18 protein-coding genes and 1 tRNA gene are annotated in these 22,595 nt (G+C 34.3%); 10 read left to right on the top strand and 9 right to left on the bottom strand.

Annotated elements, in window-relative coordinates:
* Positions 1 to 75 precede the first annotated feature (75 nt).
* Both ABD917_RS02545 and ABD917_RS02550 read right to left on the bottom strand, forming a co-directional pair.
* The gene (locus tag ABD917_RS02545) at positions 76 to 207 is read right to left on the bottom strand and encodes a hypothetical protein (protein ID WP_345118525.1); all 132 of its coding nucleotides are present in this window, start codon (positions 205 to 207) and stop codon (positions 76 to 78) included.
* Between the two features lie 198 nt (positions 208 to 405).
* A tRNA-Gln gene (locus tag ABD917_RS02550) sits at positions 406 to 480 on the bottom strand.
* Between the two features lie 996 nt (positions 481 to 1,476).
* On the opposite strand from ABD917_RS02550, the gene ABD917_RS02555 reads away from it, so the two are divergent.
* Positions 1,477 to 2,079, top strand: a complete 603-nt coding sequence (locus ABD917_RS02555) for a superoxide dismutase (RefSeq protein ID WP_345118526.1) — start codon at positions 1,477 to 1,479, stop codon at positions 2,077 to 2,079.
* Positions 2,080 to 2,155: 76 nt separating this feature from the next.
* Here the strand turns inward: ABD917_RS02555 and ABD917_RS02560 are convergent, their stop codons facing one another.
* Entirely contained in the window at positions 2,156 to 4,249 is a 2,094-nt protein-coding gene (locus tag ABD917_RS02560) for a S9 family peptidase (RefSeq protein WP_345118527.1), read from the bottom strand.
* Positions 4,250 to 5,089: 840 nt separating this feature from the next.
* Between ABD917_RS02560 and ABD917_RS02565 the strand changes: the two genes are divergently transcribed.
* Entirely contained in the window at positions 5,090 to 5,527 is a 438-nt protein-coding gene (locus ABD917_RS02565) for a Ros/MucR family transcriptional regulator (RefSeq protein ID WP_345118528.1), read from the top strand.
* 102 nt (positions 5,528 to 5,629) lie between these two features.
* Here ABD917_RS02565 and ABD917_RS02570 read toward each other — a convergent pair whose 3' ends face one another.
* Together ABD917_RS02570 and ABD917_RS02575 are read right to left on the bottom strand one after the other, a co-directional pair.
* Positions 5,630 to 6,040 (bottom strand): SufE family protein, encoded by a 411-nt coding sequence (locus tag ABD917_RS02570; protein ID WP_345118529.1) that lies wholly within the window; start codon positions 6,038 to 6,040, stop codon positions 5,630 to 5,632.
* Between the two features lie 137 nt (positions 6,041 to 6,177).
* Positions 6,178 to 6,537 (bottom strand): DUF5330 domain-containing protein, encoded by a 360-nt coding sequence (locus ABD917_RS02575; RefSeq protein ID WP_345118530.1) that lies wholly within the window; start codon positions 6,535 to 6,537, stop codon positions 6,178 to 6,180.
* Positions 6,538 to 7,449: 912 nt separating this feature from the next.
* Here ABD917_RS02575 and ABD917_RS02580 point away from each other — a divergent pair.
* Complete coding sequence (locus ABD917_RS02580) at positions 7,450 to 8,286, top strand: peptidoglycan-binding domain-containing protein (protein ID WP_345118531.1); 837 nt, start codon at positions 7,450 to 7,452, stop codon at positions 8,284 to 8,286.
* Between the two features lie 427 nt (positions 8,287 to 8,713).
* On the opposite strand, the gene ppdK is transcribed toward ABD917_RS02580, so the two are convergent.
* The 3 genes from ppdK to ABD917_RS02595 all read right to left on the bottom strand — a co-directional run bounded on the left by ppdK (position 8,714) and on the right by ABD917_RS02595 (position 12,802).
* Positions 8,714 to 11,380: a pyruvate, phosphate dikinase gene (gene ppdK / locus ABD917_RS02585; RefSeq protein ID WP_345118533.1), complete on the bottom strand. Its 2,667-nt coding sequence runs from the start codon at positions 11,378 to 11,380 to the stop codon at positions 8,714 to 8,716.
* Between the two features lie 181 nt (positions 11,381 to 11,561).
* Entirely contained in the window at positions 11,562 to 12,218 is a 657-nt protein-coding gene (locus tag ABD917_RS02590) for a DsbA family protein (protein WP_345118534.1), read from the bottom strand.
* A gap of 83 nt (positions 12,219 to 12,301) precedes the next feature.
* Positions 12,302 to 12,802, bottom strand: coding sequence for a DUF721 domain-containing protein (locus ABD917_RS02595; protein WP_345118535.1), 501 nt, complete (start codon positions 12,800 to 12,802; stop codon positions 12,302 to 12,304).
* Positions 12,803 to 12,963: 161 nt separating this feature from the next.
* Between ABD917_RS02595 and mutY the strand changes: the two genes are divergently transcribed.
* Positions 12,964 to 14,070 (top strand): A/G-specific adenine glycosylase, encoded by a 1,107-nt coding sequence (gene mutY / locus ABD917_RS02600; protein WP_345118536.1) that lies wholly within the window; start codon positions 12,964 to 12,966, stop codon positions 14,068 to 14,070.
* Positions 14,071 to 14,433: 363 nt separating this feature from the next.
* Here mutY and ABD917_RS02605 read toward each other — a convergent pair whose 3' ends face one another.
* Positions 14,434 to 15,522, bottom strand: coding sequence for a site-specific DNA-methyltransferase (locus ABD917_RS02605; protein ID WP_425548541.1), 1,089 nt, complete (start codon positions 15,520 to 15,522; stop codon positions 14,434 to 14,436).
* Positions 15,523 to 15,908: 386 nt separating this feature from the next.
* Here ABD917_RS02605 and ABD917_RS02610 point away from each other — a divergent pair, with 386 nt between their 5' ends.
* The 6 genes from ABD917_RS02610 (at position 15,909) to ABD917_RS02635 (ending at position 22,426) form a co-directional block, all read left to right on the top strand.
* Complete coding sequence (locus ABD917_RS02610; protein ID WP_345118538.1) at positions 15,909 to 16,604, top strand: HAD family hydrolase; 696 nt, start codon at positions 15,909 to 15,911, stop codon at positions 16,602 to 16,604.
* Between the two features lie 970 nt (positions 16,605 to 17,574).
* Entirely contained in the window at positions 17,575 to 17,919 is a 345-nt protein-coding gene (locus ABD917_RS02615) for a hypothetical protein (protein WP_345118539.1), read from the top strand.
* Positions 17,920 to 18,110: 191 nt separating this feature from the next.
* On the top strand, positions 18,111 to 18,488 hold the full coding sequence (locus ABD917_RS02620) for a hypothetical protein (RefSeq protein ID WP_345118541.1): 378 nt from the start codon (positions 18,111 to 18,113) through the stop codon (positions 18,486 to 18,488).
* A gap of 187 nt (positions 18,489 to 18,675) precedes the next feature.
* Positions 18,676 to 19,041, top strand: a complete 366-nt coding sequence (locus tag ABD917_RS02625; RefSeq protein WP_345118542.1) for a hypothetical protein — start codon at positions 18,676 to 18,678, stop codon at positions 19,039 to 19,041.
* 629 nt (positions 19,042 to 19,670) lie between these two features.
* Positions 19,671 to 21,068 carry a threonine synthase gene (gene thrC / locus ABD917_RS02630; RefSeq protein ID WP_345118543.1) on the top strand — a complete coding sequence of 466 codons (1,398 nt, stop codon included), beginning with the start codon at positions 19,671 to 19,673 and terminating at the stop codon, positions 21,066 to 21,068.
* Positions 21,069 to 21,151: 83 nt separating this feature from the next.
* On the top strand, positions 21,152 to 22,426 hold the full coding sequence (locus tag ABD917_RS02635; protein ID WP_345118544.1) for a M16 family metallopeptidase: 1,275 nt from the start codon (positions 21,152 to 21,154) through the stop codon (positions 22,424 to 22,426).
* Positions 22,427 to 22,595 lie beyond the last annotated feature (169 nt).

Below are 22,595 nucleotides of genomic sequence, written 5' to 3' on the forward strand. Positions count from 1 at the left end.
CTTCCTGTCAAGTTTGTAGACACATAATTATGCCTACAAGCTTGTTCATTTTAGAAATATTTGCGGATTTTTATATTAGCGATAACATGCATAGACTGTATATCCCAAACCTGTAGCAAATCCTACTCCAGAGCCAACTCTTCCTCCTAACCATAGACCTTCCGCTGAACCTATTTGTCCTCCAGTTATCCCCCCCCATAACTCCACCAATTACCACTCCCATATTATGTCCCCTACGTCCCATTGAAAATCCTGCAGAGAGATAATCTCCCACAGTACACCCAGGTCGTGATCCACTACTTGAAAAATTCATTGATGAAATATTTGACCAAGAACGACTACAGATGGTTAAGGGGATTAATCCACTCTCAAGCTAAACTTTGATTAACTAATTTCACTAGAAAATGGCTGGGGTACCTGGATTCGAACCAGGGAATGCCGGTACCAAAAACCGGTGCCTTACCGCTTGGCTATACCCCAAAAGAAAAATGCTCTTACAAAGATTTTCGCACCTTATAGCGATTCCTGTGAATGTGTGCAATATCTGAAAATAAAAGCTTTGACTTTTTTATCATAAAACTTTGAAATCTTGTTTGTTATTAACGCAAGAATCATAATAGGAACCAACATTACTTAGTTATTTTAGCATAGAGAATAGCTCTTAATCCACAAATTATTTTGTGTTTCTCGTATTTCGCTGTTTTATTTAACTGTTTATGTCTGAGGAAATGTAAACTCTGTACTACACTGAAGTATTTATGAAACACCATGAAGCGATATGTTGTCTCGATTCCCCAAAATCTAAGCTGTTTAATAAGAGAAGAAAACAGAATATTTTTGTATGTTGATGCTTTTTGTCTTTTTAATCACATTCTCGATTTTTGGTCTTTCAATGTTTATTCATTCATACAATTTCATTTTATTCCACATACAATAATCCTCTTCTGCTCACTTAACATTGTACTCATAATTTAATTTGCTGTTCATGGACAAGCGCGTTTGGGAATCAATATTTGCGAACTGATAAATGTCATTGAACTCATAAAAACTTCTAAAATCTGAACCAAAATACAAACTATCTATAAAAGATACTCACAAGCGTTTTTGTTAAATCCACTGTGATAAAAATGCTGATACACTTTAATAAAGAAAATAGAAAAATTTTACAAATATCGAAGAGATTTTATATGGTATTGGAAGAAATATTTGAGATAACAAAACAAGATCTTATAACTATCTTAATTCACTTTTTCATCAAGTAGTATATTATGCTGAAATAGAAAACATTCTTCAAGAATCGTATATAAATTAACCGGATTTTGCTTAGTCGAGTGTGTATACTCAAAAAACCTTTATGAAGGAATAGTCATCAAAATTTTAATACAAATAGATATTCAATATTTGCTTTTAGGTTTTGTAAATGGCAAATTAGGTTTGTTGAGTAAACTTAACAATTAGAATCAAGGAGACTTTTAAATGGCTTTTGAATTGGCCCCATTGCCTTATGACTATGATGCCCTTTCGCCTTATATGTCACGCGAAACGCTTGAATATCATCATGATAAGCATCATCTTGCTTATCTTACCAATACTAATAATTTTGTAAAAGAATTAGGCTTAGAAAATGAAAGCCTTGAAGATATCGTCAAAAAAAGTTTTGGAAAAAATATTGGGTTATTTAATAATGCAGCGCAATATTACAATCATAACCATTTTTGGCTTTGGATGAAAAAAGGTGGCGGTGGTCGAAAAATTCCTGAAAAGTTAGCAAAAGCTATTGATACTTATCTTGGTGGTTATGATAAATTCCGTACAGATTTTATTGCTGCTGCTGCTGCCCAATTTGGTTCTGGATGGGCATGGGTTGCTGTTAAAGACGGTAAACTTGAAATTATGAAAACGCCTAATGGTGAAAATCCTTTAGTTTATAATGCTCAACCTATTTTAGGTATCGATGTATGGGAGCATTCTTATTACATTGACTATCGCAATGCGCGCCCAAAATATCTTGAGGCTTTCGTCGATCATCTTATTAATTGGGATTATGTTTTAAAACTTTATGAAGATTGTGAATTTTAAATCTGATCTTCCATTTTTATGAAAAGCTCCATAATTTTTAGATTATGGAGCTTTTAAAAAGATAACAGTATTTCAATTAACTGTTATTTTTTCCCGCTATTTTTAAAATATATGCATAGATATAGGCAATTTCTTCTAGCTTTGAAAAACGTCCAGCCGCTCCTGCGTGACCTGAGTCCATATTAATGCGGAATAAAATAGCATTATCATCTGTTTTTAAATCTCTTAATTTTGCTACCCATTTTGCAGGCTCCCAATAGGTTACACGAGGATCTGTTAATCCTGCTATTGCGAGTATAGGGGGATATTTTTGAGATTTAACATTATCGTAGGGTGAATAAGAAGCAATAAGATTATAATCCTCTTCTGATTCCAGAGGATTACCCCATTCAGGCCATTCAGGAGGTGTTAGTGGCAATGACGCATCTAACATCGTTGTTAAAACATCAACAAAAGGCACATTCGCTACAATTCCAGCAAAATCCTGTGGTGCTATATTGGCAATAACACCCATTAACATCCCTCCTGCTGAACCACCGTGAGCAATGAGGCGATCATGCGAAGTGAATTTATTATTTACAAGATAACGCCCACAAGCAATAAAATCTGTAAATGTGTTGTATTTAAAGGAATGTTTTCCTTTTTCATACCATTCAACACCCTTTTCTTTTCCCCCACGAATATGAGCAATAGCATAAATAAAACCTCTGTTAACCAAAGAAAGTATATTACTATTAAAACTGGCTGGGATGGAAATTCCGTAAGCACCATAACCGTAAAGTAAACAGGGTGCACTACCATTAAGAGCAGTCGTTTTGTGATATAAAAGAGAAATAGGAATTTTCTCGCCATCATCTGCTATCGCTGTTATACGCTGTGTTACATATTCATCTTTATTATGCCCAGAGGGAATTATTTGCGTTTTTAAAAGTATTTGTTTGCGACTTTTCATCTCATAATCAAATACTTGATCAGGTGTTGTCATGGACGAATAAGAAAAGCGAATGGTTTGACTGTTATATTCTGCAGCTCCTTGTAAACCTAAAGAATAAGCCTCTTCAGTAAAAGCAATGGAATGAATTTGTTTTGTAGTACGCTCCATTACTTTTATACGAGGGAGCCCTTCAAAACGTTCGAGCCAAATAAGAAAATCCTGATAGGCATCATGAGATAATATGAGACATCCAAGCTGATGTGGGACAAGTTCAGACCAATTTTCTGATTGTGGAGATGTAAATGGTGCTACCATAATTTTGAAGTCTTTTGCATTATCTAGATTTGTCAAAATATAAAAGACATCGCCACCTTCTGTAAGTGAATATTCAATACCTTTTTGTCGTTTCCGTACGCATTGGGGAGCAGTAAGGGGAGATTCAGCGGGAATCAACCAAACCTCTGATGTTTCATGATCATGAATATTAATATAAATAATATCATTAAGCTTAGAACCATTTATGTGTAAGAAAAATCCTGGATTATCTTCACGGAAAATGAGTTTATCTTGTGATTGATCAGTGTTTAATCGGTGATAATAGAGCTCTGAAGGTCGGTGACTTTCATCCATCTTCGTATAGAAAAAACCTTCCGATTTAGAATCCCATACAATCTGACCGGATGTATCCGTAATTGCATCCATATGGTCAGACAATGTTTCAAAATTACGAATTTTAGCTGTATAAAATTCTGATCCTTTGTCATCATAGGTCCATACAACATGTTTATGATTAGGAGATTCCTGTATTGAACCAAAATGAAAATATTCTTTACCCTTAGCCAAACTATCACCATTAAGGTAAACATTTTTTTCTCCGCCATTCCTTGATGTGCGAAAATAATGTGGTTGCTGTCCTCCAGTAACATAAAAGAATCCATAAGCAAAAGGCCCATGTTTTATAGGAACTGAACTATCATTCTCCTGAATACGATTTTTCATTTCAGTAAAAAGTAAATCTTGTAATGGCTTTGTATCAGACATTTGAGAAAGCTGATAAGCATTTTCTTTTTCGAGATGAAGTCGAATATTTGCGTCAAGACAATTAGGATTTTTAAAAACATCTTGCCAATTAGGGGCACGTAACCAATGATAAGGATCATCACGACAAATACCGTGATGTATTTCTTTATAAATAATTTTGGATGCTTTGGGAGGAAATACAAAAGAGCTAGTCATACATAGTCCTATGTTTAAAAATATTGGGGATTTCGTCTATATGTTAGAATCATATTATTTATGCAAGTGCCTACTTCCGTAACTTCCACTGATAGCTGTAACAACTGCTACAATATATATCTCTGTATATATTCCCGTTATTATAGGTCACCAAGATCCTCTTCTATAAAAAGCATGCCATCTTTACCGAAGTCTAAAAACTGAAAGAAAATAAGGCTATTTAGTAGCAGAATTGAATTTTTCTTTAAATAATAGAACAGGATTTCGGATATATAAATTTCAAGTTTATTTTAGAAATATCAGTATTATAACCTAAAAAGAAAAAGATTTTTATACTGTACTGATATGTGATTCTTTATTGTTTTTACCGTGTTTTTTAATTTTTAAAATTATTTAAGTTGTTTTTTTATGTTAAAGAAATTATGCTTGTGTGATATAATTAAAAAATTATGTAATATAAATAATAAATTAAAAATTTATAATTTTAAAATACTATAATACATCTTTAATTTAATATTTTTATTTTTTAGATACTATAAAATACATAACTTTATTCTATATTATTTTATGATATATGCTATATTTTATTTTATACATAAAATTTTATAAAACAAAACTATATTCTAAAAGGTAAGGAGTTAGTTCTGTTTATTATATATTATGACCAAAAAGAGGTATTTATTTGATTTTTTTGTGTTTTAGCAATTTTATAGAATAATTGAATTGACAAAAAAGATTTTTGTACAATATGAAGCCTGTGTGCATGAGATCTCTATATCGTGAGTATATGTGCTGTATCTCGGTTTTAAATTACTCGATTTTAAATTAAAGGAAACAAGAATGGAACATCGTCCAGTCTTAGAGACTGAAAGCAATTTAGTTATTACATTAGTTGCTGATATTGTTGCTGCCTACGTAAGTAATAATTCTATTCGACCGACTGAAGTGCCAAGTTTGATTGCTGATGTTCATGCCGCTTTTCGTAAGGCGGGGAATGCAGAGTTAATAGAAGCTGAAGTTGAAAAGCAAAGACCTGCTGTTAACCCAAAACGTTCGATTTTTCCAGATTATCTCATCTGCCTTGAAGATGGGAAGAAGTTTAAGTCTTTAAAGCGTCATCTCATGACACATTATGGAATGCTACCCGAAGAATATCGTGAAAAGTGGCAGTTGGATAGTTCTTATCCTATGGTGGCTCCTAATTATGCAAAAGCGCGCTCAGCTTTAGCAAAAGAAATGGGACTTGGAAGAAAAAGTAAACGGAAAAAAAATAAATAAAGGCATTTTACAAAAAGTGTAGATCTTTAGTATATAAAAGTGTTCTTGATCAGATGTTTTTTCCGTGAAAATTTTTGCATGATTTTGCTATGAGATGTCTTCTTATACATAACTTTCATCACGAATTCGTTTAATCATCGATTTAAGACCATTTGATCGTTGTGGTGTAAGATTTTCATTTAAACCAAGTGTTTCAAAGAGTCCTTCAGCATCAGCCTCACGAATTTCAGAAGCTTTTTTACCTGAATAGAAGGTAAGGAGAATGTAGATAAGTCCGCGTACAATATGAGCATCAGAATCGCCTTGAAATGTTATTATTGGATTTTCTGAATTATTGCGTGAAGATAAAAGCCATACTTGGCTCACGCAACCAGCTACTTTATGTGCATCATTTCGAGCATTTTCAGGAAAAGGCGGTAATTCATTTCCAAGTTCAATCACATAACGATAACGATCTTCCCAATTATCCAAGAGAGAAAAATTTTCTATAATATCATCGATCGTTTCTGTCATAATTTGGGTCCTATTCTGTTTTGATAATCATATTGAATACTATTGCTCGACAGATATGCTCATAACTACTTATTCTTCTTAGCATAACAGCAATGGTGAACATTGAAAATTTTATTTCAAGGAAGTGCTGTGGGGGACTATTTTTGCGTGGGCTCCCGTATTTCCATATTAGGAAGAATATCTGAGGAAGCTGGTTTGTTCTTGTTATCTAATATCCGTCCCAAATATTCGTAAGTTGCTCTCGCACCATAATGTGCACGTTCGCCAAGGGAACTTAAAAACGACTTTCCTACTTTGCAAGCTTCTATATTACGATCACAGAATTTTCCTACATCATTTAAAGCTTCCTTAAAAGCAATAACCATATCACTCGTCGTTGTTGTCTCGCTATTTTGTGGTATAGAGGAATGATTATTGCTCGGCTTTTCTACAAAAAATGAAATGATGACAAAAACAACAAACAAAAATAATAATAATTTTATTAAAAAACGTATCATAGGCAACCAAGGTACCACAATTGTAAATGAAATAGCAGTCTATATTCTTCTTCTTTATAAAAAATTTATAAAAAATGAGCAGTTTACGAAATGAACATTTATTGAGAAAATTTACATCATTACAAAAATAAGAAGCATTTTCTTTTTATGTGAAAATTAATGTCAGAATTGCACAATCAAAAAAAGCGTTGAAAATAGGAATTTTACACTTCCATGATGCATAATAAAGACAAATGTACTGCGACAAAAAAACTATTGTAATAACTAGATAATATGTGAAAGTTACGATATTGTACAGAACATGTTGCCATTTTTTAGTTTATAAGAACGCACAGTTGTCAAATTATAAAGATTAAGCAGCTAACTTATTTCCTTGCAGATATTTTAAAAATTGCTTTCATTAAAATTTATGAAATGTTTGTGGAGAGAATTTAAAATAAAACATGTTTAGGGTTGAGTAATCATGTGCATGATACACTGTATGGAAATATACCCTCTCTGTACATATGAGATATTTGAAACAGATACACACTTCTATAAGCTCTGCAGGGTGATAAGAAAATGTGCTTTCATTTGATTTCAAATATTGCACAAGAAAAATGAGGAAAGGACAAAGCACCTTTTCGTTTGATACAATGTGTAATGATACGATTTATGAGCATAAAAGTGCTATCGCTTACCTAGGAATTCTTTTTATGCGTACTGAAAATGTTTTGGAATATAAATTTAAGAAAATTGGATGAAGGCTACAGTTAATTTATCAGCTTATACATTCACAGGATAATTTTACTCATTTTAACAATTTATAAGGAAGAAACAACGATAGAGATGTAATCTTCTCTCATAGAACGAAAATAATTCATTTTTGTTTCTCTGTAGGAAACAATCACAATTGGAATAAAAATAAAAATAATGACAAAAAAACGAACGACGCATAGAACAAAAAACGTGAAAAAGCGTAAACACTATAGGAGTATTGTTATAACCCTTTTTCTTATAAGCGGTCGTTTTCTTTTTTGGATAGCAAAAACATTTTATTTTTATACAAGAAAAAATACTTTAGTTTTCATTGGCGCTTGTCTTTTTATCATTAGTTTTGGTTTTGTTTCATTTAATGCTTTATTTTTGCAAATGACAATGCATCATGACATCTTCACTAAGATGAAATTCCCATATGTTCCTGAGATAAAGACAAACGCTACTTTATCTAAAAAAGAAGCGAAACTTCATGCCGTTTCCCATGTTACTTCTATAGAGTCTCTAGATCATTTAGGCAAAAATTCATCTTCGCATTCTCTATCAGAAAACATACTTAAAATGCAAAAGAAGTTACTAAAACTAGGACTTTATGATGGTCCTTTAGATGGGGTAGAGGGTCCTAAAACACGTCGCGCCATAGCACAATGGAAACAACAATCCGCTCAGGAGCTGAAAAGTAATACTTTACCCGACATCAAAACAGACGAAATTGCAATATTAATTCAACAAAGCGAAATGGAAATGACAAATGAAATAAAAAATATGCCGCACTCAACAAAAACTGTTTTAGAGCCTCTTATGGCAGATATTATACAAGTGCAAAAAGCTTTACGTATGTTTGGTAACAGGGAAGTTATTGCCACAGGTATAGAAGATAAAAAAACAACAGAAGCCTTAAAACAATTTCAAAAAATGTTTGATCTTCCTATAACCGGTAAAATCGACCAAGTGGTTTTGATAAAAATGCGTGAAGTTGGTTTGTTAAATTGAAGATAAATATTTATCTTATAAAGAAAACGCTGAAAACATGGTAATAGTGTACTGTTCTACTCTATGCTTGTCTCATAATTCTATCAAAGGCATTCTTTTCTCTCTCTCACTCATGCAACTCATAATGTATCCTAAAATTCCTATTTTTAGAGAATAAAATATAAAATAGGTACAATTTATTCTGCGTATTCAAGTTAGTTTATTGAATTATAAAAATAAATTATTTTAAAATCTGAAAGAGAAGGCTTCATACAGTATCCCCCTTCTGCTATCCCTCTTTAATCATAAATCGTAAACAGCATATGCTTATAGATTACAAGAGGGATGCGTATAGAGCTCGAAATATTGAGGAAAGAAATAAATATCTTCTTATTTATGATGTGAATACAAGAATAACTATCACACAATAAAATAACTCAACACTTTTTTATATCTTTTTTGCAAGAGCCGCCTGCGCCGCTGCTAAACGTGCAATTGGAACTCGAAAAGGAGAACATGATACATAATCCAAAGCATTTTCTTCGCATAAAGCAATAGAAGAAGGATCTCCTCCGTGTTCACCACAAATTCCCAATTTTATTTTTGCACGCTGTAAACGACCGCGTTGTACAGCAGTTGCAATAAGCTCTCCTACTCCATCACGATCAATGGATACAAAAGGATCTTGTTCCAAAAGTCCTTTTTGAAAATATGTTGCCAAAAAAGGAGCAGCATCATCACGTGAAATTCCAAAAGTGGTTTGTGTTAAATCATTTGTTCCAAATGAAAAAAACTCTGCAGTTTCTGCAATTTCTCCTGCTCGAAGAGCTGCTCTTGGAAGCTCAATCATTGTTCCAACCATATATTGAATATTGCTTCCCTTTTCTCTCATCACCTCATCAGCTACCTGATCAATACGCGCTTTTACAAAATCAAGTTCAGCTTTAAGTGCAACAAGCGGTATCATAATTTCAAGTATAACAGGAGATCCAGTTTTTTGAGCAGCTTCTTCTGCTGCTTCAAAAATAGCCCGTACCTGCATTTCCGCAATTTCTGGATAAGTAATAGCTAGACGGCATCCTCGTAATCCAAGCATCGGGTTAAATTCATGCAACTGCTGCGCACGTTCAGAAAGTACATCAGCAGAAACGCCCATAGCCGTTGCAACTTCAAGAATTTCTGCATCCGTTTTTGGTAAGAATTCATGCAATGGTGGATCCAGCAAGCGAATAGTAACAGGTAATCCACACATAATCTCAAATAATTCACTAAAATCTGAACGCTGCATGGGCAAAAGTTTGTCTAACGCTTTACGACGGCCGCTTTCATCATTACTTAAAATCATTTCACGCATGGCAACGATACGTTCACCAGAAAAAAACATATGTTCCGTACGGCAAAGCCCAATACCTTCAGCTCCAAAGGAACGCGCCATACGCGCATCAGACGGTGTTTCAGCATTGGCGCGAACTCTTAAACGCCGCATCCCATCAGCCCACTCCATCAATTTTGCAAAATCTCCACAAAGCTCAGGCTGCAACATAGCAACCTTCCCCTTTAAAATTTCCCCGCTTCCACCATCAATGGTAATGATATCACCCTTTTTAAAACTTTGTCCTGAAGCAAACATCGTGTTTGTGTTATAATCAATTCGTACACTACCAGCACCAGCAATACATGGCTTTCCCATGCCACGCGCAACAACAGCCGCATGACTTGTCATACCACCGCGCGTTGTTAAAATCCCTTCTGCTGCATGCATACCATGAATATCTTCTGGACTCGTTTCTACACGCACCAAAATAACTTTTCGGCCTTCTGCCGATAGATTTTCTGCCTCTTCTGAAGTAAAAACAATTTCACCCGTCGCTGCTCCCGGAGAAGCAGGCAGACCACGTGCAATAATAAAACGCTCTGCTTTAGGATCAAGCGTTGGATGGAGAAGTTGATCAAGCGATTTTGCATTAATGCGCATCACCGCTTCTTCACGGCTTATCAACCCCTCTCCAACCATTTCAATTGCCATCTTTAAAGCCGCACGAGCCGTTCTCTTTCCTGAACGCGTCTGCAATATCCATAATTTACCTTTTTCAATGGTAAATTCGAGGTCTTGCATATCCTGATAATGCAGCTCGAGCTTTTGTGCAATCTGACATAGCTCTTCAAAAGCCTCTGGCATAATCTTTTCCAAAGATGGCTTATTTGAACCAGCAACAATACGTGCATTTTCTGTGATATTTTGAGGAGTTCGAATACCCGCTACCACATCTTCACCTTGCGCATCTACGAGGAATTCACCATAAAGCTCTTTTTGCCCTGTCGATGGATTGCGCGTAAAAGCAACACCCGTTGCAGAATCTTCCCCCATGTTTCCAAAAACCATAGCTTGCACATTAACTGCCGTTCCCCAACTTTCAGGAATATTATGTAAACGGCGGTAAGTCACTGCACGTGCTGTCATCCAACTTGAAAAAACTGCTCCAATTGCTCCCCACAACTGTTGTTCAGGATCTTGCGGAAACGGCTTTCCTAACTGTTCTTCTACATATGCATGATAAGAAATAATAACATCTTTCCAATCATCCGCTGTCATTTCTGTATCAACAGTATAACCATTGCGCGCTTTTGACTCATCGAGAATCTCTTCAAAATACGAATGATCTAACCCTAAAACAACATTAGAATACATTTGGATAAAACGACGATAACTATCATAAGCAAAACGCTCGTTATTCGTTTGTAAAGCAATTGCTTTTACAGTTCTATCATTCATACCAAGATTTAATACTGTATCCATCATTCCTGGCATAGAAGCCCTCGCGCCTGAGCGAACAGAGAGTAAAAGAGGTCTTTTTTCATTCCCAAATTCACGTCCTGTTTGTTCACCAACACACTTTAGCGCTTGCTTCACGACTTCTTGTAATTCTTCCGGATATGATTTGTTATGTGCATAGTAAAAATTACAAACTTCCGTTGTAAGAGTAAATCCAGGAGGTACAGGCAAACCAAGATTACTCATTTCCGCCAAATTAGCCCCTTTGCCGCCGAGAAGGTTACGTTCGCTCGCATTTCCTTCCGCACTGCCATCCCAAAAGCTATAAACCCATTTTGCCATCCCACAAATCCTCTTAATATCAGCATCACAACATCATGTGCCCAGATTTACCATTAAAAGCAATGATTTGTTTTATCATTAACCCAACCAAAACAAAGATCGCTTTATCAATACATAAAACAAACCCTTTCAAAAGGGCAATGGCCACAACTATCAAAACCCATCTTCATTTAGAGAAAATTTAGTTTTTAAGAAAACTATCAATCACCGAAGAAAACTCTTCTACCGACATGACACCTTCATACTTATTACCATTGATAAAAAAAGTAGGGGTTGCTGTAACACCAAGCTCTTTACCACGATCAAAAGAGGCATTTACCTCATCTAAAATGGTCCTATTTTTTAGACAAGCAGTAAAACTTTCCTCTGTAAAACCTGCCATTAGGCTAATTGCCTTTAATGGTGTTAGAGCATCTTTTCCCCAAACCCACTCTTGTTGTTTTTGAAATAAAACTTCTACCAAAGGAAAATAACGATCTTCTGGTGCACATCGCGCCAACATAAAGCCCGCTGTTGCTCGAGGATCAAAAGCATATTCTCGGAAAATAAGTTTTACTTTTCCTGTTTTTATATATTTTTTACGAATTTCAGGAAGTACATCATTATAAAAATACGCGCAATGCGTACAGGTCAACGAAGCATATTCAACAATTGTTACTGGTGCATCTTCCTCTCCCTCAAACCGATCCTTCACTTTTCTCGCTTGAAGAATTTCAGCCATATCGACAGTTGAAACTAGTTTAGCACCACTAGCTAAAGTGATAGTTGCGCTGGTTTGTATAGTGACCATTAAGAAAAAAATTATCCACAAAGACAAAAAAGGACGATACGTTATCATAAATAATACTTTTCTGTTGTTATTAAACGAATAAAAATCCAATACTCTTTCATATATTAAAGGAAAATATATAAAATATCTTGTTATTTATTATTTTTTTCTGCGAAAATGCAACAGCCAAGTTCATAAAGTGATTGGCGTAAACTTTCATTTTCAACTTTATCAAGCATTTTTTCTACATGTTTTTTATCTTTTTCATGCAGATTTGATTTTAGCCTTAAGTGATCTTCTGGAATAGATATAGATCGCTGCTCAATCTTGATACGATCAATAGCAATATAGCCAAAAAAAATATTAATTTTATGGAGTAATTCATTTGTTTCGTGCATCAATTTTAAGCCTGCAAATCCTTCACATGCTATAACAAGTGTTGCTGGGCTGAAAACTTCATCCTGAACCGCACGACATTTCCAGATAATTTTAAGCGGTATAGTATGTTCACTCATATCATAACCTACAATCTGTGGCCAATGCTCTATAAGCGCAACACTCAGCCCTGTCCGTTTACGCAAAACCGGATCAAGCATTTTGGATAGCGTCTCAGAAAGAGAATAAAAATAGCGTTTTTTCAATTGTTTGCTCATGTTCTTAGATCATTATTCAGCTCTGTACTCAATTACAAAAATTTCTTTCATCTAAAAACTATTTCTCAAAACATCTCATCCCATATTAATAAATCCTAATTCTTACCTCAGCAAAGTTTCTATAATAAAGAGGCACAAATGAAATATGAATTGCAAAATATATGCTTTTTTCTTTTGCATTTTATATCCTTCTATGGTTGAAAACAATCATGCATGAAGTTTCTTCGCACCTTCTTTCTTGGTACGATCAAAAGCACCGGCATTTACCATGGCGTATTACCCCTGAACAACAAACTCAAGGTATCCGCCCTGATCCCTATCAAGTTTGGCTTTCTGAAATCATGCTTCAACAAACAACTGTCGAAGCTGTAAAACCTTATTTTCAAAAATTTGTAAAACTTTGGCCTGACCTTCCTTCGTTAGCGAAAGCCTCACAAGATGATATCATGAAATCATGGGCTGGACTTGGCTATTATTCACGCGCACGTAACCTTAGCAATTGCGCTAAACAGCTCGTAAAAAATTATGGAGGAGAGTTTCCACAATCTGTACAAACATTGCGTACTCTACCAGGTATTGGGGATTACACAGCCGCAGCCATTGCTGCAATTGCTTTTAATCACCCTGTAGCAGTTGTTGATAGTAACGTTGAACGCGTGGTAACCCGCCTCTTTGCTATTGCTTCAATATTACCAAAAGCAAAAGCTGAAATCAAAGAAAAAACACAAGAAATTACTGCTTTAAATCGCCCTGGTGATTTTGCTCAAGCAATGATGGATCTAGGTGCAACCATTTGTACACCACGCAAACCATTTTGTTATCTCTGTCCTCTTCAAACTCTTTGCCAAGCAGAAAAGATGCAAAGAACAGAGTTTTTTCCAGTCAAAACACCTAAAAAAAAGCGTCCTTCAAAAACGGGTATTGCGTTTGTGGTCCTTAATGAAAATCGACAAATATATTTGGAAAAACGACAAGGTAAAAAACTCCTTGGAGGCATGACACAAATTCCTAATAATATCGGAAAAAATAACGAAAATGGACTGCACAATGCCCCCTTCACTGCCAACTGGCAATTTAAAGGACAAGTTACACATGTCTTTACCCACTTTTCTCTGAAACTCGATGTTTACTATACTAAAACTGTTCACGAAATGAATTATGAAAATGGCTGGTGGTGCGACATCCAAAATCTCGGCGAAGAAGCACTTCCTACTGTTATGAAAAAAGCTATTTCCATAGCGATTCCTCATTCCTTTAGATTAAAATAATTCTTATCACTTAAAAAATGAATTTTTTAGTTTAATATGCTGTATTTTATCTTGTTAAAGCTATTTATAACAATAATCTATCGTTTTATCACTTGAATGAGAACCTCAAATAGAGTGAGCCTTGCTCGTGTTCAATATCTACAAAACCACGTTCTAAAAGTTTGGCAACAATACCTGCTATTCCCTAATTAACGAATCAAGAATGACATCAAAAACCTATTAGATGAATAAAAAAACGCTCGCTCATGCGTCACAAGCAGAATGGTATACATAACGAAAAAAATATACCTCTTTATAAATCATCTCAATATAAAAACGTGACATTTAAGAACTTAATCAATATAACAATATTGCCTGCTCGGTTTACAAAACACCCGTTTTTAACATCTGTGAGCGTATGATCATTCTTAAATTATCGATAGGTTTCAAGCGCCCGTTTTCCTCATAATACCAAAAGGTCCAACCGTTACAGCTTTGTGAATCTTGAGCCTTTCTGCCCATTGCATGAATAGAACCAGCTTCACCACCATGCATGATTGTACCATCAGCCCTTACAATAGCAGATACTTGCTTCTTGCGATCATAAAGCACTTCTCCAGGATAGAGTAAACCTGCTTCAAGCAAACTGTTAAATGCTACACGTGGTTCGGCTTTTTTTCTGTCCAAAATTGCCAATTCTGGTTTGTCTAAAGGTTTTACCGCTGCAATCCTTTCACATGCCGCATCAATATAATCCTGCTCACGTTCAATCCCCACAAAATCACGTCCCAAGAGTTTTGCCACAGCACCTGTTGTTCCAGAACCAAAAAATGGATCAAGAATAACATCACCAAGCTTACTAGAAGCCATAATAATACGAGCTAATAATGCTTGTGGCTTTTGTGTTGGATGCAATTTGCGCCCTGCCCGATCTTTTAAACGTTCAGCTCCCGTGCAGAGAGGAAAAAGCCAATCTGAACGCATTTGTAGATCCTCATTGGCAGCTTTTAAAGCATCATAATTAAATGTATACTTTTTATCTTTTTGATCTCTAACAGCCCAAATAAGCGTCTCATGAGCATTTTGAAAACGACGTCCTCGAAAATTAGGCATGGGATTATTTTTGCGCCAAATAATATCATTAAGCACCCAAAAACCTAAATCCTGTAATGCCGCACCAACCCGAAAAATATTATGATAAGACCCTATAACCCAAAGCGTTCCATTGGGTTTTAATACACGACGACAGGCAAGCAACCATGCACGCGTAAAAGCATCATAAGCAGAAAAACTCTCAAACTGGTCCCATGCATCATCAACTGCATCCACAAGTGAATGATCTGGACGATATAGAGCGCCATCCAATTGCAAATTATAAGGAGGATCGGCAAAAATCACATCAACGGAATGTTTTGGAAGTTTTTCCAGTACTGCAACACAATCTCCTTTGAAAATTTTATTGCGCCATGGCATCTGTGAGGGAGTACGAATGAAATCTTTTTGAAGATGAATAACTGTCATGAAAAACCCAACAAAATGAACTGAATTTACCCTACAATCAATCAAATTGATTTATAGGCCCGCATTGTCAGTGCATATTTACAAAATAGAGTAAACGTATCGTTAAATTTCTAGAAAATTGATACACATTCTTATTTTTTTTAGAAAAGTAAAGAATTTTTATATTGACAAATCCTTCTTTTCTTTCCTTCAATGTACCGTTTCCATACTTCTTTTCTACTTTTCTACATAAAATAAATAAGAATCACTTTCAAAGCGTCTTTTTATGAAATAAAATTTTCTCAATGGCATTCTTATAAAATTTTTCAATCTATCAATTAAATATAAAGGAATATCTCATGCCTCAAATAGATCTCATTATTTTTGACTGTGATGGAGTTCTGGTAGACTCTGAATATCTCGCAGCAAAAATTGGATCTCAACTACTGAAACAAACAGGATATGAAATATCACCTGAAGAATTAAGTAAACGTTATACGGGACTCATCTTTCGCGATATTCTTCAACGAGTTGAACAGGAAACAGAAAAACCAATTTCTGCTCAGCTCATAGATCAAATGTCAAATCTTTTTCGAGCACAAATAAAAACTGAACTACGTGCTATTGATGGTATTAGAGAAGCAATAGAAACCATTCGGACACGCTATCCCTACTGCATTTGCTCTAATGCAAAAAGCGAAAATATAAAAGAGATGCTCACTGCCGTTGATCTTTATGATCTTTTTCATAATAAAATATTTTCTGCCCCTGAGGTTGGAACAAAAAAAACAAAACCAGCCCCTGATGTTTTCCTTTTTGCCGCACAACAATTACATGCAAAACCGGAAAACACTATTGTTATAGAAGATTCACTCCATGGTGTACATGCTGCATCAGCAGCAGGCATGCGCATCATTGGCTTTACTGGGGGATCCCACAGTTATCTTGGCCACTCTAACGCACTTGCAGAAGCCGGTGCTGAAACAGTTATCGCCAAACATGGCCATTTAAGAGAAGTTTTAGAGGCAATGGCTGTATGGAGAGATTTATCATAAAAGATCTTATGAACGCACCTTAATAAATAAACTCTCTCCGTAACATCTTATCAAGATGCTCTTAGCTCTATTAAGATAGATCTACAAAAGCTATAATACAACTTAGCTCAGTATGATAAAGAACTCGTATATGTCATTATCATAAGTTATGAAAAATTACTCTATTCAATATATATTCTGCTTATTATAGAAAAATACAAATTTTTCTTAATATTTATAATAAAACATAATTTATACAATTTAAAATTAAATCATCTATAATAATATTATAATTAAACACAATGACTAGACAATCTAAACATAAAATTTAGAATATATATAAACAGCATAACTATTATATTAAATAAAATATCATCAAAAAAGATTATATATTAATTATAAGATATATTATGTTAATCGGTTTATAAAAGTTTTTAGATTCTTTCTTGATATACATTAAACAATAAGACAATGAATTATAAATTCACAATTAGTTTTCTTATAATACGCTTTACATATGCCTTTATAATTTATGGTAAAGACGTATTCGTTATTATAATATAATCACCATTTTAATACTATATTATAACCATACAATTTATTATATATTTTATATGAGTTAAAAAATATTATCAAAAATTTATCTATAAGAAGAACTATAATATCTCAATTCTTTATTATAGATATTGAGTTTAATAATTCATATTTTTGTAAGTTATATACCATTAAATACATAACATATTTTAAATAAATTTTATAACATACTTATGTAAAATAAAATACAGCTCATAAAATTCTTATATATTTATAATAAAATATATAAAACATACGTATTTTATTGTTGACTATAAATTCATAGTGAATTATACTATCCGAGATAGTGAGATTTGTATGAACGCTTTGTATTTATTGTGCTATACTTAGCTGACATCTTCAGATGCACTTATCTATTCATATTTATGGTAGTAGAAAATATTTGAGGTAAAAAAATATGGTAAAAGTATTCAATCTTTTTATAGCAGCTACTTTCTTTCTTTCACAAGTTGTGAGTGTAAATGCAAGTCATTTAAGAAATGCTTCTCACAAAGAGGAACCTGTAAATTATGTAGTGGAACAAGTAAAAGACACTACATCCACAGCAGTTAATGTGGCCGCGCTCCATATTCCTGCGGTAAGTTATGGAACGATAACAGAAGACACCGCCAATGAAGGGAGTTTTGAAAAGGTAGTCGATCCATTGACCGTCACAGCAGGGATTATGGCATTTGGATTCGCAATAAATACCATTAGTGCAGTAATAGGATGGATAAAGGATATAATATCAATCTTTAGATAATAATTCCCACGATCAAGCTTCAGAAATGATTTATTATGTTTTTTATTGAGGTTTATGAATACATAATAGAGTAATTTTCTTTCGCTCTAAATAGCAAAACGTTAGAAAGGACATTCTATCCTCTGTATTCATTATGATACTGATAGATCACTTTACCAGTTGCGAGGATAGAATGTTTTCGAGGTAAAATTATGACAAAATTGTTTAAAAATTATATACTAAACGTTTTTATCGTAGCCGTTTTTTTTCTTTCGCAAATTGTAAATGTTAATGCAAATTATCTACAAAACACCCTTACAAAAGAGATTATTATCGATCGCATAACAGGAAAGGAAAAGAATAACCTGATCAGTATAACTGCTTTTCGCTCCCTATTTTATGACTCAAATTTAAATCATAAACCAAAAAATAACGTTATTTCTGAAAGCAACAAAGGAAAAATTGAAAATGTAGCTGAATTTGTTACAATGGGAGTTTTTGATATAGGAATGGCGATTGGATATACAGTAAGTACAGTAGGATTGTTATTAGGTTTTATGATAAATAAAATAATAACTCTTTTTAAATGATCTCATTAAAATCAAAACTTAAATATAAATCGTAAGAAATAAATAACTTAAACTATTCATTCATTATCTGTGATAAAAAGTAAATTATAAATAAAATATATATTTAGAATTAATTATATAAGTTATAATTTTACTCATTTATTTTGTGATAATAGTTTAATAATAAATTATAAATCGAGGTAAAGTTATGATCAAAATATTTAAAAATAACTTGCTAAATATTTTTATAGTGGTTGCTTTTTTTCTTTCACAAGTTGTAAATGTTCATGCCAATCATTTAAATATTGACCATCAGAAAGAAAATATTGCCGTTTCTGTTATAGAACAAGGAAAGCAGAAAGCTATCAATATCGCCACTCTCTTCGTGCCAAATGCCTTTCATGAAACAAAAAATGACGTTGCAGCTGAAGGAAAAATTGAAAAGGTTCTTGGTTCTTATACATTAGGAATTTTTACTGAGGCAGGAGCTCTTGGTTTTGGTTTTGCAACCGGATTTATTATGTCCGTATTGAGCGCGATAATCGGATGGGCAATAGGCAAAACGAAAGCTTAATTAAGTATAAGTAAAAGTTATTTGCTTACTTTTTATACTTTTAAAGTAGCAATTAAATTGCAGTCTGTCTTATATAATTAGGCAGGCTGTTTTTGTGTTTTCTAGATACGGCATAATAGATTACCAATAATATTGTGTAGTAAAATATCATATCTTTTCATATAAAACTGATATTTAGATGAAAAAAACTGCTGTAAGTGCACAATTTATTATATAGAATGCCATGAAATGACCTTATAAAGCTTCCAAAATAAATCATAGGATATTATTTGAGAAAATTAATTTCATATGAATTATTGATTAAAGTAAGAATAAAAAATAATTAAGAACAAGTGCATTTTGGCAAGACAAGTTCTCGATAAACTCTCTCCTGAATATTGATCTTATGCTGGTAAGTGTGATGGTTAGTGTGAAACAAACAAAGGAAAATAGAAAAATATTTCTTGTCTATGATAAAAAATTCGTGAACATTCAATGTATTGCGTCTAATATAAAAAAGAGTCTATACTATTAATTTCTTTATAAAAATAAGAAAACAAACTTCTATTCATTTTATAATTTAAATATTATTAAAAACATGAAACAAATAAATTTACCAAATTTCTGGGAGTAAATGAAGGAAAAAAACTATGAAATATATTAGCACGAGAGGTGAGGCTCCTGCTTTAGGCTTTACTGAAACTATCATGACTGGGCTGGCAAGTGATGGAGGGCTCTATCTTCCAGAAAAATTTCCCCAATTGTCATTTGATGCATTACGAGCGCTTCGCGGTCAGTCCTATACAACAATTGCTAAAACTATTCTTTGGCCTTTTGTGAATAACGAAATCGAATATAACTCTTTTGAAAATATGATTGCTGAATCTTATGCTTCCTTTCGTCATCCAGTAATTTGCCCGTTACGACAAACTGGAACGAATGAATTCATCCTTGAGCTTTTTTACGGCCCTACTCTAGCATTTAAAGATGTCGCAATGCAGTTTCTCTCTCGATTGATGGATAATATTCTAACTAAAAAAAAGAGACGCGCCACAATTATTGCTGCTACATCAGGTGATACAGGTGGAGCAGCAATACAAGCTTTTGCTGGAAGAGAAAATTCAGATGTTTTTATTTTATTTCCTAAAGGATGCGTATCTCCTGTTCAACAAAAACAAATGACAACCAATCAAAGTACAAATGTTTATGCCATTGCCATTGAAGGAAATTTTGATGATTGCCAAGCGCTTGTCAAAGCAATGTTTAATGACCATAACTTCCGACAAAAAAAAGCACTTTCAGGAGTTAATTCTATAAATTGGGCGCGTATTATAGCGCAAATTGTTTATTATTTTTCATCCGCACTTTCCTTAGGAGCTCCTGATAGAGCTGTCTCCTTTACTGTTCCTACCGGAAATTTCGGTGATATTTTTGCAGGTTATGTTGCTGCCCGTATGGGATTACCCATTGCCAAACTCGTCATTGCAACAAATGATAATGATATTCTCGTACGCACATTAACCAGTGGTACTTATGAAATACAACCAATAACCCACACAACATCACCTTCTATGGATATTCAAGTCTCTTCTAATTTTGAACGTTTGCTGTTTGAGAGTGGTGAGCGTGATCCATTGTGGATTTGCAATGCAATGAAAAGCTTGAAAAAAACAGGGCGTTTTAATCTTAACGAAAAGCAACTAAAAAATATTCGTTCTCTTTTTTCTGCTGGGAAAAGTAGTATAATGGAAACAGCAAAAACAATTGACAGTGTTTATAAAGAAAGCGGTTATCTCGTTGATCCTCATACTGCTGTCGCGCTTAAGGTGGCTCGTGAAAATAAACAACCACATATTCCTATGATCGTTCTTGCTACCGCACATCCTGCTAAATTTCCTGATGCTATCAAAAGCGCCTGCGGACTTAATACCCCTCAGCCTCCTTGTCTCAACGATGTCATGGAAGGCGAAGAACATTTTATAGGTCTTGCTAATGATGAAAAAATAATAAAAGATTATATTTCCCTAAAATCGCGTGCATCTTATTAAATTTAGCTGCATTAATTCAAATCAACAATATTCCAATAGCCTTTAAATAAGGTATTGGTCCTGTTTAATGGAGTAATGAACAAATGGGTGTAGATATCAGTCGCCTTAGTAATGGTTTGACTATCGCCACACATACAATGCCACAAATTGAGAGTGTAGCACTCGGGATATGGGTTAAAGTTGGCTCACGCAATGAAACTTTCACACAGCATGGGATTGCCCATCTCCTTGAACATATGGCTTTCAAAGGAACAGAAAATCGTACAGCTTTCCAAATTGCAAGTAATATTGAAGATGTTGGTGGTGAAATAAATGCCACAACCAGTACAGAGACAACAGCCTATTTTGCGCGCGTACTCAAAGGCGATATACCACTTGCTATTGACATTCTAGCCGATATTTTAATGCATTCAAAATTTGACGAAGAAGAATTAGAACGAGAAAAACAAGTTATTCTTCAAGAAATTGGTGCCGCTCATGATGTTCCTGATGATATTGTTTTTGACTACTTTACTGAAACAGCCTTTCGTCACCAATCGCTTGGGCGCTCGATTTTAGGAACACCTAAAACAATCCAATCATTTACATCTGCTGATCTTCATAATTTTATGAACAAACAATATAGTGCAGACCGTATGATCATCGTGGCGGCAGGAGCTGTGCAACACGAAAGTTTCTTGCGAGAAGTTGAAAGTCGTCTTAGCACTTTTCGCCCCCATTCAACAGCACCCCTTACCAATCTTGCCAATTATGTTGGCGGCGACTTTCGCGAATATCGCAATTTAATGGATACACAAATTGTTCTAGGATTTGAGGGACGTGCTTATCATGCACGTGATTTTTATGCTACCCAAATTCTTTCCATTATTCTTGGCGGTGGCATGTCATCACGCCTTTTCCAAGAAGTAAGAGAAAAACGTGGACTATGCTATTCTATTTATGCTTTTCATTGGGGATTTTCAGATACTGGATTGTTTGGCGTTCATGCTGCTACGGGAGAAAAAGGACTAAAAGAACTTCTACCTGTAATTCTTGATGAGCTCTCTCAGGCAAGCAAAAATATTCATGCTAATGAACTCCAACGCGCACAAGCGCAATATCGTGCAAACCTTACAATGTCGCAGGAGAACCCGTCTAGTCAAGCACATCTCATTGCCCGCCAAATGCTTCTTTACGGTCGACCAATTCCCATATCTGAAACAATTGAACGCTTAGATCTTATTACTCCTGCAAGATTGACTGATTTAGCGCAACGCCTTTTTATCAATTCCACTCCAACATTAGCTGCTGTAGGTCCTGTTGGCACCCTCATGCATTTTGATGATTTAACATCACTGCTTTCCTACAAAATAAAGTAAGATTAAAAAAACAAATGCTTTCGCGCATATGAGAGATATAAAAATGACTTTTAAACGCTGCAGTGTAGTAACATACATGGATTTTATGATAAAATTTGCCATTCAAATTCTTCTTGCTAAATAAGTTTTGGAAATATTTATCAAACAGCTGTACAAAACTACACAACTC

It is taken from the genome of Bartonella pachyuromydis, assembly GCF_039543065.1.
GTDB lineage: Bacteria > Pseudomonadota > Alphaproteobacteria > Rhizobiales > Rhizobiaceae > Bartonella > Bartonella pachyuromydis.